We start from the raw sequence: 16,058 nt of genomic DNA on the forward strand, positions 1-16,058 counted from the left end.
AATAATCGATAAACAGAGAATATAAAACAAAAGAAATTAATAAAATTTAGATATTTAAAACTTTAATATAATCTAAGAAGTCTAAAAATCTAATAATCAAACAATCAGAATTATGACAATATTACAATGGTTTATCTTTTTCCTAGTACTTCAAGTAGTGCATTATTTAGGGACATGGAAATTATACGAAAAAGCAGGTAGAAAATCATGGGAAGCAGCCATTCCTGTGTACAACGCCATCATTTTAATGAAAATTATAAACCGCCCAACATGGTGGACAGCTTTATTATTTGTACCAATTGTAAACTTAATTATGTTTATCGTTGTTTGGGTAGAAACTTTAAGAAGTTTTGGCAAAAACACGACTAAAGACACCATACTTGGTGTGGTAACTTTAGGTTTTTATATTTATTACATCAATTATTTCGAAGAGGCAACTTACAAACGCGACAGAAGTTTAGTTGCGACTACAAAAACTGGAGATACTATAAGCTCTTTATTATTTGCTATCGTAGTAGCAACCATGGTTCACAGTTATGTATTACAACCTTTTAATATTCCTTCTGCATCGTTAGAAAAATCTTTATTAATTGGTGATTTCCTATTTGTAAGCAAATTTCATTACGGAGCAAGAACGCCTAAAACAGCCGTTGCTTTACCAATGGTGCATGATAGTATTCCTCTAATTGGAACGAAATCTTACCTTAGTTGGCCACAATTACCTTCATTTAGATTCCCAGGTTTAGAAGCCATCAAGCGAAATGATATTGTAGTTTTTAACTGGCCAAATGATACGGTTTATAGGTTTTTTGACACTTCTAAACGACATGTAGACAAACCTCTAGACAAAAGAACAAATTATGTAAAACGTTGTCAGGGAATTGCTGGAGATAATCTTTCGATAAAAAACGGAGATGTTTACATAAATAACAAACGATTAATTCTCCCTGAAAGATCAAAAATTCAATATTCTTATACGGTTGTTACCGATGGATCTGTTCTTGATGGAAAATACATCATGCAAGATTTACAAATTACAGATGGTGTTTATGCTATAGCCGAAAACACTTATTTATTTAGAGCAGTAACTGATGAAGCAGCAGCTAAAGTAAGACAAATAACAGGTGTAAAATCGGTAACAAAGAACATAAATACAAAACCAGATTTGGCAGTTTTTCCTCATAATCAAAACTGGAATATCGACAATTATGGTCCAATATATATACCTGAAGCTGGAAAAACTGTGGCTTTAAACAAAGAGTCATTGCCTTTTTATAGAAGATTAATTACTGTTTATGAAGGAAATAAATTGGAAGAAAAAGGCGGTCAAATATTTATAAATGACAAACCTGCAACAAACTATACTTTCCAACAAGATTATTACTGGATGATGGGAGATAACAGACCAAACTCTGAGGACAGTCGTTATTGGGGATTTGTTCCGTTTGATCACGTAGTTGGAAAACCTGTATTTATATGGTGGAGTATCGATCCTAATTTGCCTTGGTCACAAGCCATCGATAAAATTCGTTGGGACAGATTGTTTTGCACTGTTGGCGGAGACGGGCAGCCAACTTCTTACTTCAAATATTTCTTAATACTTTTAGTAGGCTGGTTTGGATTTGATTATTTTAGAAAAAGAAAAAAATAGTCCCAAGTCTTAAAGTCGAAAGTCATAAAGCTAGAGTTAATACTGGAGCTTCAAGACTTTCGACTTTATGTCTTTCAAACTTTAGACATATTATAACCGAATGAACATTCTCATACACCCAACATATTTTCCATCTATTAGTAATTTTGTGGCGATAGCAAAAGCTGATTCTGTAACTTTTGAAATGGAAGATAATTTCCAGAAGCAAACCAACAGAAACAGAATGTATTTGTATAGTCCAAACGGAGCTTTTATGCTAAATATTCCTGTAAAAAACTCGAATAGTAAGCAAATGACCAAAGATGTAAAGTTGGAAACTACTTTCGATTGGCAAAAACAACATTTTAAAACATTAGAAGCTTCTTACAGAAATTCTCCTTTTTTTGAATATTATGAAGATGCATTGATGCCGATTTTTACAAAAAAACATACTTTTTTGATGGATTTAAATATTGAAACCATCGAAATTGTTTCAAAATGTTTGAAACTTGATTTTACACCACAAAAAACCATCGAATATTTTCATGAAGTAAATGGTTTAGATGATTTTAGAGTATTAGCAAACGGGAAAAAAGACAACAATACTTTTAATTCTTACACTCAAGTATTTCAAGAAAAACAAGGTTTTATAAACAATCTCAGCATTTTAGATTTGTTGTTTAACGAAGGACGATTTGCGTTAGATTATTTAAAAAATCAAACGTTGCAGCTTTAATCAATAGACAATCTAGTCATTACTGGAAGATGGTCTGAGTTTACAAAATCAGGAAAATTAGTAAAGCTTTTTACACGCATTTTGCTATCTGCAAAAATATAATCGATACGTGCAGGATAATATTTAAAACTATATGTTTGTCCAAATCCTTTTCCTGCTTCTTCAAAACAATCTTGCATATTTCCTTTTATACTTCGGTAAACATAAGAAAAGGCACTATTATTCATATCACCACAAATTACAATTGGGTATTTGCATGACTTTTTATGGTTCATAATAATCTCACCTTGTTGCTGTTGCTTTTTGAAAGCTTCACTGATTCGATTAAAAATAATTTGAGATTTTTCTTGATTGATTCCTTCCACATTTTCATTAATTTCCTTAACATCGGGCGAAATTTTTATTGATTGTAAATGTATATTGTAAACTCTCACTAAGTCCTTCCCTATTTTTAAATCGGCAAAAATCGCATTATTATTAGATTCTGGAAAAGCCAATTCGCCTTCGTTTACAATAGGAAATTTAGAAAAAATTGCTTGTCCTGTTCGTATTTTATTTCCGTGCATGAATATCGCTCGGTATGGATATATTTTTAAGTCAATTTTAGCAGAAGCAGAAGTCGAATATTCCTGAATACACAACACATCTGGATTGTTTTCGTTTACAAAATATAAAATATCTTGTGCTACATTATCTCTTGGAATCCAGTCGAAAAGATTCAACAATCGGACATTATAACTCATCACAACAAAATCTTTATCTGAAGTTTCTATGTCTTTTGATGAGAATTTATAAAATTTACTGATAAACGTAATTCCTAAAATAAGCACTAATCCTGACAAAACCATTTGCCTCTTGAACTGCAGAAACCAATACACAAAAAACAAACCGTTTACTATTAAAAATAAAGGTAAAATTAATGTGAGAACCGATAAAAATGGAAACCAATTAGGCGCCAAAAATGGTGAAAAATAAGCAAGAAAAGTCAATATAGTTAAAACTATATTACAAAAAAAAGCTAATTTATTAAACCAAGAGAGGTTCTTCATTTTCTTACTTTATTGAATTCCAACACAAATAAACGATTTATATCTTTAAGTCGAAAGTCTTAAAGTCAAATGTCGAAAGTAAAAATATAAAGCAATCCATACTTTCGACATTTGACTTTATGAAATTTGTCTATTTTCCAGCTTTAAACAAAAATTCTTTTTCGTCGGCTGTCAAACTATCATAACCTGATTTGCTAATCTTATCTAAAATTTCGTCAATTTGTTGTTGTGTTTTGTCTTTTGTCACAATTTTGCTCGCTGTTTTAGCAACGTTTATAGGCTTTGGGTTTCGATGTACTTTCTTAAATGGTGTTGCTTTTTTTGGTGAAAACAAACTGGCAAACCAATCGATTATTGTATTGAAACCTCGGGTTAAATCAGTTCCGTTTTGTAATAATTTAATATATACAAATCCGAATAAAGCACCACCAAGATGTGATAAATGTCCGCCAGTATTTTCTAAAGGCAACTGAATTAAATCGACAACTAGATACAATATGGCAATATGCCAAAGCTTGACCGAACCCAACAATGCTAAACGAATTTCCATAAAAGGTTGGTAAGTCATTGTAGCAAAAAGAATTGCCATAACAGAAGCTGAAGCTCCAACCAAAAGTGTATTTTGATTAGATAATGAAGGTAAAAACGTATAACAAACTAAATATACAATTCCTGCAAAAATGCCTCCCAAAACATACAAACCAAATAATTGCTTTTGTGTGAAAAACGTAACGAACAATCGACCCGAAAAATGAAGCATAATCATATTAAAAAGAAGATGTAAAAATCCGCTATGAAAAAATGAATACGAAACAATGGTCCAAGGTTTTAACACTAAACCACTGAAATTATTAGACAGCGCAACATAATTAAAATAATAGATCTTAATATGAAACAACTGCAAAACAGCAAATACAATTTCGGGAATAGCAAATAGCAACAGGTTCCAAAAGATTAATTTGGTAGCCATATCGCCATTTTTGTATTGCAGTTTTAAATCGTCTAAAATATTCATTTTATTTTTCTATTAATATTGATTTTTGACATTGTCATTGATATTTTTAATTCCAACGATTGTCATTAAAAGAGTTTTTCTTCCAATACCACATGATAATAAACCCTATTAATGCACCACCAACATGGGCAAAATGAGCAACACCTCCACCAAAAATCGAATATCCTGTTAAACCTGAAAATAAATCTAAACCAACTAAAACTGGAACAAAATATTTAGCTTTTACAGGAACTGGAATAAACATTAATGCCAATTCCGCATTTGGAAACATGAAAGCAAAAGCAATTAATAATCCGTAAATTGCTCCTGATGCTCCAACAGCGGGTACAGAATATGAAGACATTAAATTATCGAATTGTGAAGTTGACAATATTTCTTGCCAAGAAGTATTGTATTTTCCATCTATTAGAACTTTTAAAACATCAGTAGCTGAATTTCCGTTGGCTGTCAAAATATTTAAACTATCGTGAAAGTAGTAATAATTCATTCCTGAATGAACTAAAGCCGCTCCTAATCCGCATGAAAAATAAAAAAATAAGAACTTTTTGCTTCCCCAAATATTTTCTAATAAACTTCCGAAAGATACCAAAGCAAACATATTGAAGGCAATATGCATCAATCCGCCGTGCATAAACATGTGTGTTAGGGGTTGCCAAATCTTAAAACTTGGATTTTCAAAATAATACAATGCCAAAAGTTTTTCGGCACTTGGTACTGCCATACTACCAAGAAAAAATATAATATTAATTATCAGTAATTGCTTAACTGCAGGTGTCAAATTATTCATCATATACTAAATTTTTTATCTAAATCTTCTACACTGAGTGTGATAAAAGTTGTTTTATTAAAAGGAGAAACTGTTGCTTCTTTACATGCAAATAAATTATTTACGAGGTTTACTTGCCCTTCTTCGGTAAGATAAGTACCTGTTTTTACAGCTAAACTTCTTGCCATACTTTTTGCCATACTATCCATTTGGCTAAAACTACTATCCGGAACTTCGTCTTGCAAATCGCTTACTAATTGCTCTAAAACAATCGAAACTTCACTTTCAGAAACCGTAACTGGTAATCCCGAAATAACAATCGAGTCTTTATTTATAGATTCAAAAACAAAGCCAGTACTTTCTAACGATTGTTGTATTACTTGTATTAATGCGATTTCGTTTCCTGAGAAATATAAAGTTATTGGAAATAACAATTGCTGGCTATTGGCTTGATGAATCGTGATATTGGTCAAAAATTGCTCATACAAAATGCGTTGGTGCGCTCTTTGCTGATCTATGATTAACATACCCGATTTTATAGGATTTACAATGTATTTTTTATGAATTTGATAGGTTTTCGTTGGTGCTTTTTCTACTTCCGAATCAGAAAATAAAGAACTTGTAACCGTTTCCGATTCGAAACTCATCTCGCCAATATCTATCGATTTTGTATCTAAGCCAACATATAAACTTTCCCAATGCGGCAAATTCTCTGTTTTTGGTTTATAACTAAAATTAGCTTGTTTTTTTTCTTCTTGAAATGGATTAAAATTACTATCTACCTGAATTGTTGGTGTTTCCGCTTCTTTATTTTGATAACTATAAGGTGTGTCTAGATTAAAATCTCTTTCGAAATCTAAAACTGGAGCTACGTTAAATTGTCCCAAACTATGTTTCGCTGCAGAACGTAAAATAGCGTATAAAGCTTGTTCGTCATCAAATTTAATTTCTGTTTTTGTGGGATGAATATTAATATCAATAGTATGTGGAGGCACATTCAAATACAAAAAGTAACTCGGTTGCGCTCCGTCTCGAAGTAATCCTTCGTATGCATTCATTATAGCATGATGCAGATAGCCACTTTTTATAAATCGGTCGTTTACAAAAAAGAATTGTTCTCCTTTATTTTTCTTAGCAAATTCAGGTTTTCCTATAAATCCTTGTATCGATACAATATCTGTAGTTTCCTGAATTGGAACCAATTTCTCATTGGTTTTGCCTGAAAATATATTTACAATTCGTTGTCTTGCATTCGATTGTGGCAAATTAAACAATTCGCTTCCGTTATGATAAAAAGTAAAATGTATGTTGTGATGCGCTAAAGCTACACGTTGAAATTCATCGATAATATGACGCAATTCGACAATATCAGATTTCAGGAAATTACGTCTCGCAGGAATATTAAAAAATAAATTTTTGACTAAAAACGACGTTCCTTTAGGCAAAACAGCAACATCTTGTGACACAAATTTACTGCCTTCAATAATAATATGCGTTCCTAATTCTTCTTGGTCTTGCTTGGTTTTCATTTCTACATGCGCAATGGCAGCAATAGATGCCAAGGCTTCTCCTCGAAACCCTTTAGTATGTAGATCAAACAAATCTTCTGCTTGACGAATTTTTGAAGTGGCATGACGTTCGAAACACAAACGTGCATCGGTAACCGACATTCCCTTACCGTTATCAATCACTTGAACCAATACTTTTCCTGCTTCTTTACAAATTAGTTTAATATCGCTTGCTCCTGCATCGATAGCATTTTCCAACAATTCTTTAACTACAGATGCCGGTCGCTGAACGACTTCGCCAGCGGCAATCTGATTGGCAACATGATCAGGAAGTAATTGAATTATGCTTGACACTATTGAATTTTAGGTTTTGAGTTATTAGGTAAGGTATTAGTTTAAAAACCATCGCTTACAAATTTAAGGAAAAGGTTTTGGATTTTGATATTAAAGATTTCTTAAAAAAATAAAAACCTACTAAAATTATCTAGTAGGTTTTTCTCTTTTTATAATTTATTAAGATTTACTCCTCAATCTTCAAAGGCAAACCTTCTATTTGTAACTGATTTGCACTTAATAATTTTTCACTTTGAAACTGATGTCCCAAATTAGCTTGTTGTCTCAAGTAAGCCATTTTTATTGCAGCAATAGCGGCTTCAGTTCCTTTGTTTCCGTGTATCCCACCACTTCTATCGATAGATTGTTGTTCGCTATTATCGGTTAGCAAACAAAAAACAGTAGGTACATCTGACAAAACATTCAAATCTTTTACACCTTGAGTCACGCCTTCGCAAACAAATTCAAAATGCATTGTTTCTCCTTTTATCACGCAACCTATTGTAATTACTACATCAGGTTTTTGTGTTTCAATCATTTTTTTTGCTCCGTAAATAAGCTCAAAACTTCCAGGAACATTCCAACGAATAATGTTTTTGTGCAACGCACCACAATCGGTTAACGCTTCAATTACACCTGAATATAATCCTTCGGTAATATGATCGTTCCATTCTGAAACAACAATCCCAAACCGAAAGTCTTTCGCGTTTGGGATTGTGTTTTTATCGTAATTTGATAAGTTTTTATTTGCTGTAGCCATCTTTATTTAAGATTGCAGATTTTAGATTTTAGATTTCAGAAAAAATCTGAAATCTAAAATCTAAAATCTAGTTTATTGTGCCATTCCTATTAAAGCATCGATATTTTGAGCTTCCGGAGTTGTATCAAAATTGTCTTTAATATCTGTGAAATATATTAAAGCCTCTTCTTTTTTTCCTAAAGACATCGCTGTTTGACCTGCTTTTAATAAAAAACGTGGTGTTGTAGCATCATTTTTATTACTTTCTGCTGCTTTAACGTAAAATTCTAAAGCTTGTTCTGGTTTTTTTAACTCTGAATAAGCATCACCAGTTGCACCAATTGCCATAGCATTTGTAAAAGCATCATCTGATTTAAAATTTGCTAAATGATCAATCGCTGCCTGAAATTTCTTTGTGTTTAATAAAGCCATTCCAGCATAATATTCTGCTAAATTCCCAGCATCTGTTCCTGAATGAGATTTGATAATATCAAGAAAACCTTGTTTCCCATCTCCTCCATTTAGTGCTAAGTTATATAATGAATCGCTTGCAGTTCCTTCTACAGCTTTCTTAAAATATTGTTGTGCTTGGAACATATCACTCGCAGCTTCACTTTCCTTCGGTCCAGAAATAAATTTATTATACAATAAATACCCTGCTGTAATCAAAGCTATTCCACCTACAATAGATAAAATGATATTTTGGTTTTTTGCTACAAATTCTTCCGTTTTAGAAGCTGTTTCATCTAATGTATTTAAAACATTAGCAACATTACTCTCTTTTTCATCAATATTGATTGTATTTTCAATATCATTTACATCAGTATCTACTTTTTCTTCTTCAGGTTTTGAAGCTTTATATCCTCTTTTATTATAAGTTGCCATTTATAGTTTAATTTAATGAGTTGCAAAAATAAAATTTTTATTCATAAATAAAAGATGTTTTACGGTTATTTTTAATAATTTGCAATCCTAATTGAAATGTCCCACAATATATAGTCTAAAAAGGACATTCCTACGTATTATATGTATCTAAAAAAAATCTCTTTATTTAATTTTAAAAATTTTAGCGACGCTAGTTTCGATTTCGAACATAAAATAAATTGTTTCGTAGGAAAGAATGGTGTTGGAAAAACAAATGTACTTGATGCAATTTATCATTTGTCGTTCGGCAAAAGTTATTTTAACACATTGGCTGTTCAAAATATAAAACATGATGAAGATTTTTTTGTGATTGATGGCGAATTCGAAAAACAAGAAAGAACCGAAAATATCCTTTGCAGCTTAAAAAAAGGGCAAAAGAAAATCCTGAAACGCAACGGGAAAATATATGAGAAATTTTCGGATCATTTGGGTTTTATTCCGCTAGTAATTATTTCTCCAACTGATGCTGATTTAATTCGTGAAGGAAGCGAAACCAGACGAAAATTTATTGACAGTGTGATTTCTCAATTAGACAATCAATATTTACAAGAATTAATTTTGTACCAAAAAGTATTAAGTCAACGTAATGCATTGCTTAAATATTTTGCAGTCAATCGTGTTTTCGAAACTGGAACTTTAGACATTTATAACGAACAATTGAATGATTTAGGGCAAAGTATTTACGAAAAGAGAAAGCAATTTTTAAATGATTTTATTCTCATTTTCAATTCGTTTTATCAAAATATTTCAAATTCAGCCGAAACGGTACAATTGGAATATGAAAGTCAGCTAGAAAACAAGGATTTACTATCTCTTTTACAAGAAAATATAAGCAAAGACCGAGCATTACAATATACAAGTGTTGGAATTCACAAAGATGATTTGTCATTTAATATCGAGCATTATCCGATTAAGAAATTTGGTTCACAAGGGCAACAAAAATCTTTTTTGATTGCTTTAAAATTGGCTCAATTTGAATTTGTAAAAAAACAAAGCGGAGAAAAACCTATTTTACTTTTCGATGATATTTTTGATAAATTAGACGAAACTCGTGTCCAAAAAATTGTAGCTATGGTAAACAATGATGATTTTGGTCAGTTATTTATTTCCGATACGCATTCCGAACGAACAGAAAACATTGTGAAAATGACACATCAGCGTTATAAAATATTTAATCTTTAATTGTTATATTAGCTAAAAAAATTTAAAATGAAAAAAATAATTTCTATTCTATTAATTGTTGTGATTTTTACAAGTTGCAAAGGTCAAACTTCAAAAGCCATACAAACTATTGATGTAAAAGCTTTTGCAGAAAAACTACAAACGACTAAAAAACCTCAATTACTTGATGTTAGAACACCCGAAGAATATACTGTCGAACACATAGAAAATGCAACAAACGTGAACTGGAACGGAACTGATTTTGTAGCTAAAGCCAGTAATTACGACAAAGCAAAACCCATTTTTGTGTATTGTAAAGTGGGTGGAAGAAGTGGTCAAGCATCCGAAAAACTAGCCGAATTAGGGTTTACACAAATATACAACCTTGATGGTGGTATTATGAAATGGAACGCTAGTGGAATGGCGCAACCAAGCAACAAAATTATAGGAATGTGTGAACAGGAATTTAATGAACTATTAAAATCTGACAAAAAAGTAATGATTAATTTTTATGCCGAATGGTGTGCTCCGTGTAAAAAAATGTCACCTTACATTCTCAAAATGCAAGAAGAATTGAAAGGCAAAATAAATATTGTAAGATTAGATGCCGATAAAAACAAAACTCTTGTAGACACCCTAAAACTTGATGGCTTACCTGCAATCATACTTTATGAAGATGGTAAAGAAATCTGGAAAAACATAGGTTATATTTCTGAAGAAGATTTAAAAAAACATTTATAAAATGATTACCAAAGAAGCAATTCAGTTTATTGACGACCTAAAAGCCAATAATAACACAGAATGGATGCATGCCAACAAAAAACGATACGAAAGTTACAAAAAAGACTATCATCAGTTTATTGCATCGGTGTTGGAAGAAATGAAACCTTTGGATAAATCGTTAGAACAGTTAGAAATTAAAAATTGTACTTTTCGTATTAATCGTGATATTAGATTTTCTAAAGACAAGCAACCTTACAAAGCTAATATTGCGCTTTGGTTAACCACTAATAAAAATAGAAAAAATAGCCCTGGTTATTACATTCATTTCGAAAAAGGAAGTTCGTTTATCGCTGGTGGCGTTTGGTGTCCAGAAGCAAATGAGCTAAAAAATATTCGCAAAGAAATTGCTTTTTTTTACGATGATTTAGAGGCAATTGTGAGTAATCCAACTTTCAAAAAAGAATTCAAAGAAATTACTCGAGAAGAAAGTAATTTATTAAAAAAAGCTCCAAAAGGCTATGAACCAAACCATCCTGCTATCGAATTTCTAAAACTAAAAAGTTATACTTGTTCGCAAAAAATTGACGATAAATTATTTTTAGATAAAGATTTTTCAAAAAAAATAGCACAAAAACTAATTGCTTTAAAACCACTAAATGAGTTTTTAAATCGAGCTTTAGAAACTGAAGAATAAATATTATAATGCAAAAAAAACGAATTCTTTTTCTTGGAGAAACCTATCGTGCCGACGCCATAACTTGGATGAATGGCTTGAAGGAGTTTGGTGATTTCGAAATCGTAACTTGGGAATTACAAACCCGTAGTTCAGGTATTTCTAGAATAAAAAGATTAATCGAACTATCTAAATCCTTTCTAACTATTAGAAATACTGCAAAAAAATTTAATGTAGATATGGTTATTGCTGAAAGAACCACAAGCTACGGATTTCTTGCAGCACTTTCAGGAATAAAACCTATAGCCATTGCGCAACAAGGTATAAGCGATTTATGGCCAGAAAATTCTCTTTTGTTCCCATTTAAAAAAATTCTTCAAAATTATGCCTTCAAAAAATCGGATTTAATTCATGCCTGGGGGCCAGTTATGGTAACACACATGCAAAGTAGTGGTGTAAACATGAATAAGGTTATGGTTTTACCAAAAGGTGTAAATCTAGATTTTTTCGAATTTCAAAACAATAATGATGAATCAATTATCAAAGCCATTGTGACTCGTTCTTTGCTTCCAGAATACAAGCATGATATTATTTTGAAAGCTTTTGCAATACTAAAAAATCAAAATATCCCATTCGAATTAACAATTGTTGGAGATGGGATTTTATTAGAAAAATTAAAGAAATTAAGCACCGAATTAAATATTGAAGACATTGTAATATTTACAGAAAGAATTCACAATAACGAATTACCAAAACTACTTCAAAATTCAAATATTTACATAAGCATGCCAACAACCGAAGGAGTTTCGGCATCCTTATTTGAAGCGATGGCTTGTGGTTGTTTTCCTATTGTGACTGATTTACCCGGAAACAGAAGTTGGATTACCCAAAAAGAAAATGGAGTTTTAGTCGAGTCCGAAAACACTAAAAAACTAGCCAAAGAAATTATTTGGGCTTTCAACAATCCTGAAATTAGACAAAAAGTAGTTTTTGAAAATAGAAAATTTGTAGAAGAAAATGCCAATTATGCTATTAATATGAAAAAAATTGCAAACAAATATCATGAATTAATCAAACAAAAATCTAGTTAATTTATGTGTGGTATAAACGGAATATTTCATCTTAATAACAAATCGGCCGATAAAAATCAGCTTGTAAAAATGCGCGATGTTCTCGAGCATCGTGGTCCAGATGATGCAGGTGTTTTTATCGAAAACAACATTGGTTTGGGTCATCGAAGATTATCTATTATAGATACTTCATCGGCAGGACACCAACCTTTTTATTCCGAAAACGGAAGATATATTATTGTTTTTAATGGCGAAATATACAATTACAAAGATTTTTATCCTGAGTTAGAAAATAAAGGCCTAAAACTAAAATCTGGCTCAGATACTGAAGTTTTACTCAAATTATACGAACTATATGGTTTAGAAATGTTGCCTCGCCTAAACGGAATGTTCGCTTTTGCCATTTGGGACAAAATAGAAAAAAAACTCGTTTTGGCAAGAGATAGAATGGGTGTAAAACCTTTATATTACTCGTTATACCATAATACTTTATACTTTGCATCGGAACAAAAAGCACTATTTGCAGCAGGAATTCCTATACAAATATCAGAAAGTGGATTAGAAGAATATTTCTTTAATAGATTTGTAGCTGGCGAAAACACTTTATACAACTATGTTAACAAGCTTTTGCCAGGACACCACATGACTATTCATGAAAATGGAAATACAAAAACCATAAAATGGTGGAATCTTAAAGAAGAAATACAAAATCACAGTCACATTCTGAATCCTAAAAAATGGTTTGAAGAAACCTTTTTCGAATCGGTAAGACTACGTATGGTAAGTGATGTTCCTGTTGGTGTTTTACTTAGTGGCGGATTAGATTCTTGCTCTATTTTATCTTCATTATATCATCAAGATTACAAAAACATTCAAACATTTAATATTGGTTTTTCAGAACAACAACACAACGAATCCCATTTAGCAAAAAATATTACTGATCAATTCAATTATGAATTTAATTCTATAAAAGTTGAAGGTGATTCACTTTTTGATAATTTATTAGAATCTACTTATTTTCAGGACGAACCACTCATGCATCTAAACGAGCCTCATTTACTTTCCGTGTCCAAACTAGCCAGCTCTAAAGTAAAAGTTTTACTTTCTGGCGAAGGCGCAGATGAGCTTATGGGTGGTTATGTACGCTACAAAGCCTTAAAAAACCCTTCGTTATTAAAAATTATTGGTCAAGTCAGTAATTTAGAATATTTTAACAACAATCCGAGGTATGATAAGTTAATTCGCTATTCAAAAATCAACAATAAAACAGAGTTAATCTTGTTTAACAGTACCAGTATTTACCCCAATGATATTAATTCATTTTACGGACCAAGAATAAAACCACTAAACGAATATCGTTATCAAATCATAAAAGAAGCACAGGAATTATATCCTAATAGCACGCAAAGACAAGCGTTATATTTTGATCAACATACTTATATATGTTCGCTCTTAGATAGAAATGATCGTTGTACTATGGGAGCTTCTATCGAATGTCGTGAGCCGTTTTTGGATCAACGTTTAATTGCTGGTTTAGGAACACTTGATGACAAATGGTTGTTTTCTGGCAAAAAAGGAAAATATATTTTAAAATCTTCGATGGAAGACAAACTGCCTCAGGAAATTATTAATTTCAGAAAAATTGGACTTAGCGCACCATGGCATAGCTATCTATTATCTAATAATAAATTTAGAGACGAATTGCAAAATTTTGCAAAAAGTGAAATTTTCAATATGCCTTTTTTAGAAAATCTAAACGGCAAAAAAATTGTCGAACAGATCGAAAAGGGTGACAAAAAAATAATTCCATACATCTTACCATTATTTATGTTACATATTTGGCAGAAAAATTACTTTGAGAAGTTTGTTTAAAATTCTTTATCCTATTTTTGCATATAAAATTGATTTTTGATGAATATAATTCCTAATTTTTCTCTAAAAAAACACAACACTTTTGGTATCGAAGCCAAAGCAAAACAATTTATAGCAGTACATTCTGTCGATGATTTGAAAACCGTTTTACAAGAAAATTTAACAGAAAAAAAGTTTGTTTTAGGCGGCGGAAGCAATATGTTGCTCACACAAGATATTGATGCATTGGTTATTCATATCGATTTAAAAGGTAAAAAAATAATCAAAGAAGATGAAAATTTTGTTTGGATAGAAAGTCAAGCTGGCGAAAACTGGCACGAATTTGTACTCTGGACCATCAACCAAGATTTTGGGGGATTAGAAAACATGTCACTTATTCCAGGAAATGTTGGCACAACACCTGTACAAAACATAGGCGCATACGGAACCGAAATTAAAGATACTTTTGTTTCTTGCGAAGCGATGAATATTGAAACTCAAAAAATGAAAACTTTTACAAATACCGAATGTCATTTTGGTTATCGTGAAAGTATTTTTAAACACGAAGCAAAAGACCAGTATATAATTACATCGGTTGTTTATAAATTAACAAAAAAAGATCATAAGATAAATATTTCTTATGGAGATATTCAATTACAATTAGCCAATAAAAATATTGTAAATCCAAGCTTAATAGATGTTTCTAATGCTGTAATTGCTATTCGTCAGAGCAAATTACCAGATCCAAAAGAATTAGGAAACAGCGGAAGTTTTTTTAAAAATCCTATTTTATCAAAGTCGGAATTCGAACCCATTCATAAAAAATTTCCAGAAATGAAATTTTACGAAATTTCAGAAACCGAAGTAAAAGTTCCTGCGGGTTGGCTCATTGAGCAAGCTGGATTCAAAGGAAAACGATTTGGCGATGCGGGAATTCACAAAAATCAAGCTTTGGTTTTAGTCAATTATGGCAATGCAACTGGACAAGAAATTCTAAATGTATCCAAAGATGTACAAAAAACAGTTTTCGAAATGTTTGGCATTCATATAGAAGCCGAAGTAAATGTGATTTAAGTAAAACAAACCACATTATGAATAATAAAAATATCCTTTCTACTTCAAATTTGAGTATTGGTTACAAAACCAAGAACACAACGATTACTATTACTCAAAATCTTAACTTAAATTTTCAGCAAGGCAAACTTATTACTTTAATTGGCGCTAACGGAATAGGAAAATCAACATTATTAAGAACATTAACAGGGATTCAAAAACCTATTTCTGGAGATGTTTTATTAAATAATAAATCGATTGAGAGTTATGACAACAAAACATTAGCTCAAAATTTGAGTGTGGTTCTTACCGAAAAATTGCCTCCTAGTAATTTGACAGTTTACGAATTAGTTGCGCTAGGAAGACAACCTTATACCAACTGGATTGGAAAACTTTCTGCAATAGATATTCAAAAAATAACTGAAGCCATACAACTTACAAATATTGAGCATTTATCAGATAAAAAGCATTTCGAAATTAGCGACGGACAATTACAAAAAGTATTGGTCGCAAGAGCTTTAGCACAAGACACACAACTTATTATTCTTGACGAACCTACGACACATTTGGATTTATTACACAAAGTTTCTTTGTTTAAATTACTGAAAAATTTGTCGAAAGAAACAGGGAAATGTATTCTTTTTTCGACTCACGATATAGATTTAGCCATTCAATTGAGTGATGAAATGGTAATTATGACAAATGAAATAGTTATACAAGATGAACCTTGCAATTTGATTACCAAAGGGGCTTTTAATACTTTATTTAAAGATGACAATATTCTTTTTGATGACCAAAAAGGGAAATTTATTTTTAAATAATTAGTA

At 31.3% G+C, this 16,058-nt stretch carries 15 protein-coding genes; 9 read left to right on the forward strand and 6 right to left on the reverse strand.

Features of this window, described 5'->3' with window-relative positions; translation table 11 throughout:
• Window positions 1–112 precede the first annotated feature (112 nt).
• A complete protein-coding gene (gene lepB / locus ACH2BP_RS04630) occupies window positions 113–1,651 on the forward strand; it encodes a signal peptidase I (RefSeq protein WP_395057487.1) in 1,539 nt (512 codons plus the stop codon).
• 100 nt (window positions 1,652–1,751) lie between these two features.
• On the forward strand, window positions 1,752–2,366 hold the full coding sequence (locus ACH2BP_RS04635) for a WbqC family protein (RefSeq protein WP_395057489.1): 615 nt from the start codon (window positions 1,752–1,754) through the stop codon (window positions 2,364–2,366).
• Here ACH2BP_RS04635 and ACH2BP_RS04640 read toward each other — a convergent pair.
• From ACH2BP_RS04640 to ACH2BP_RS04665, 6 genes are all read right to left on the reverse strand, one after another.
• Window positions 2,363–3,415, reverse strand: a complete 1,053-nt coding sequence (locus tag ACH2BP_RS04640; protein ID WP_395057491.1) for an endonuclease/exonuclease/phosphatase family protein — start codon at window positions 3,413–3,415, stop codon at window positions 2,363–2,365. The two genes, ACH2BP_RS04635 and ACH2BP_RS04640, sit on opposite strands and share 4 nt — an antisense overlap.
• A gap of 130 nt (window positions 3,416–3,545) precedes the next feature.
• The gene (locus ACH2BP_RS04645; RefSeq protein WP_395057493.1) at window positions 3,546–4,430 is read right to left on the reverse strand and encodes a rhomboid family intramembrane serine protease; all 885 of its coding nucleotides are present in this window, start codon (window positions 4,428–4,430) and stop codon (window positions 3,546–3,548) included.
• Window positions 4,431–4,476: 46 nt separating this feature from the next.
• On the reverse strand, window positions 4,477–5,217 hold the full coding sequence (locus ACH2BP_RS04650) for a rhomboid family intramembrane serine protease (protein WP_395057649.1): 741 nt from the start codon (window positions 5,215–5,217) through the stop codon (window positions 4,477–4,479).
• Window positions 5,217–7,058 carry a DNA mismatch repair endonuclease MutL gene (gene mutL, locus ACH2BP_RS04655; protein WP_395057495.1) on the reverse strand — a complete coding sequence of 614 codons (1,842 nt, stop codon included), beginning with the start codon at window positions 7,056–7,058 and terminating at the stop codon, window positions 5,217–5,219. The genes ACH2BP_RS04650 and mutL overlap by 1 nt, the downstream gene beginning before the upstream one ends.
• 166 nt (window positions 7,059–7,224) lie before the next feature.
• A complete protein-coding gene (ribH, locus tag ACH2BP_RS04660; RefSeq protein ID WP_395057497.1) occupies window positions 7,225–7,797 on the reverse strand; it encodes a 6,7-dimethyl-8-ribityllumazine synthase in 573 nt (190 codons plus the stop codon).
• Window positions 7,798–7,869: 72 nt separating this feature from the next.
• Window positions 7,870–8,661 carry a tol-pal system YbgF family protein gene (locus ACH2BP_RS04665; protein WP_395057499.1) on the reverse strand — a complete coding sequence of 264 codons (792 nt, stop codon included), beginning with the start codon at window positions 8,659–8,661 and terminating at the stop codon, window positions 7,870–7,872.
• A 141-nt stretch (window positions 8,662–8,802) separates the two neighbouring features.
• Here ACH2BP_RS04665 and recF point away from each other — a divergent pair, with 141 nt between their 5' ends.
• From recF to ACH2BP_RS04700, 7 genes are read left to right on the forward strand one after another with little or no spacing between them, the layout of a single operon-like run.
• A complete protein-coding gene (gene recF, locus ACH2BP_RS04670) occupies window positions 8,803–9,882 on the forward strand; it encodes a DNA replication/repair protein RecF (protein ID WP_395057501.1) in 1,080 nt (359 codons plus the stop codon).
• A 27-nt stretch (window positions 9,883–9,909) separates the two neighbouring features.
• The gene (locus ACH2BP_RS04675) at window positions 9,910–10,602 is read left to right on the forward strand and encodes a thioredoxin domain-containing protein (protein WP_395057503.1); all 693 of its coding nucleotides are present in this window, start codon (window positions 9,910–9,912) and stop codon (window positions 10,600–10,602) included.
• A gap of 1 nt (window position 10,603) precedes the next feature.
• Entirely contained in the window at window positions 10,604–11,278 is a 675-nt protein-coding gene (locus ACH2BP_RS04680) for a DUF2461 domain-containing protein (RefSeq protein ID WP_395057505.1), read from the forward strand.
• 8 nt (window positions 11,279–11,286) lie between these two features.
• The gene (locus tag ACH2BP_RS04685; protein ID WP_395057507.1) at window positions 11,287–12,348 is read left to right on the forward strand and encodes a glycosyltransferase; all 1,062 of its coding nucleotides are present in this window, start codon (window positions 11,287–11,289) and stop codon (window positions 12,346–12,348) included.
• 3 nt (window positions 12,349–12,351) lie between these two features.
• Complete coding sequence (gene asnB, locus ACH2BP_RS04690; protein ID WP_395057509.1) at window positions 12,352–14,199, forward strand: asparagine synthase (glutamine-hydrolyzing); 1,848 nt, start codon at window positions 12,352–12,354, stop codon at window positions 14,197–14,199.
• A gap of 39 nt (window positions 14,200–14,238) precedes the next feature.
• The gene (murB, locus tag ACH2BP_RS04695) at window positions 14,239–15,252 is read left to right on the forward strand and encodes a UDP-N-acetylmuramate dehydrogenase (protein ID WP_395057511.1); all 1,014 of its coding nucleotides are present in this window, start codon (window positions 14,239–14,241) and stop codon (window positions 15,250–15,252) included.
• A 17-nt stretch (window positions 15,253–15,269) separates the two neighbouring features.
• Window positions 15,270–16,052 carry an ABC transporter ATP-binding protein gene (locus ACH2BP_RS04700; RefSeq protein ID WP_395057513.1) on the forward strand — a complete coding sequence of 261 codons (783 nt, stop codon included), beginning with the start codon at window positions 15,270–15,272 and terminating at the stop codon, window positions 16,050–16,052.
• Window positions 16,053–16,058: the final 6 nt, after the last annotated feature.

It is taken from the genome of Flavobacterium sp. (assembly GCF_043756175.1).
GTDB lineage: Bacteria > Bacteroidota > Bacteroidia > Flavobacteriales > Flavobacteriaceae > Flavobacterium.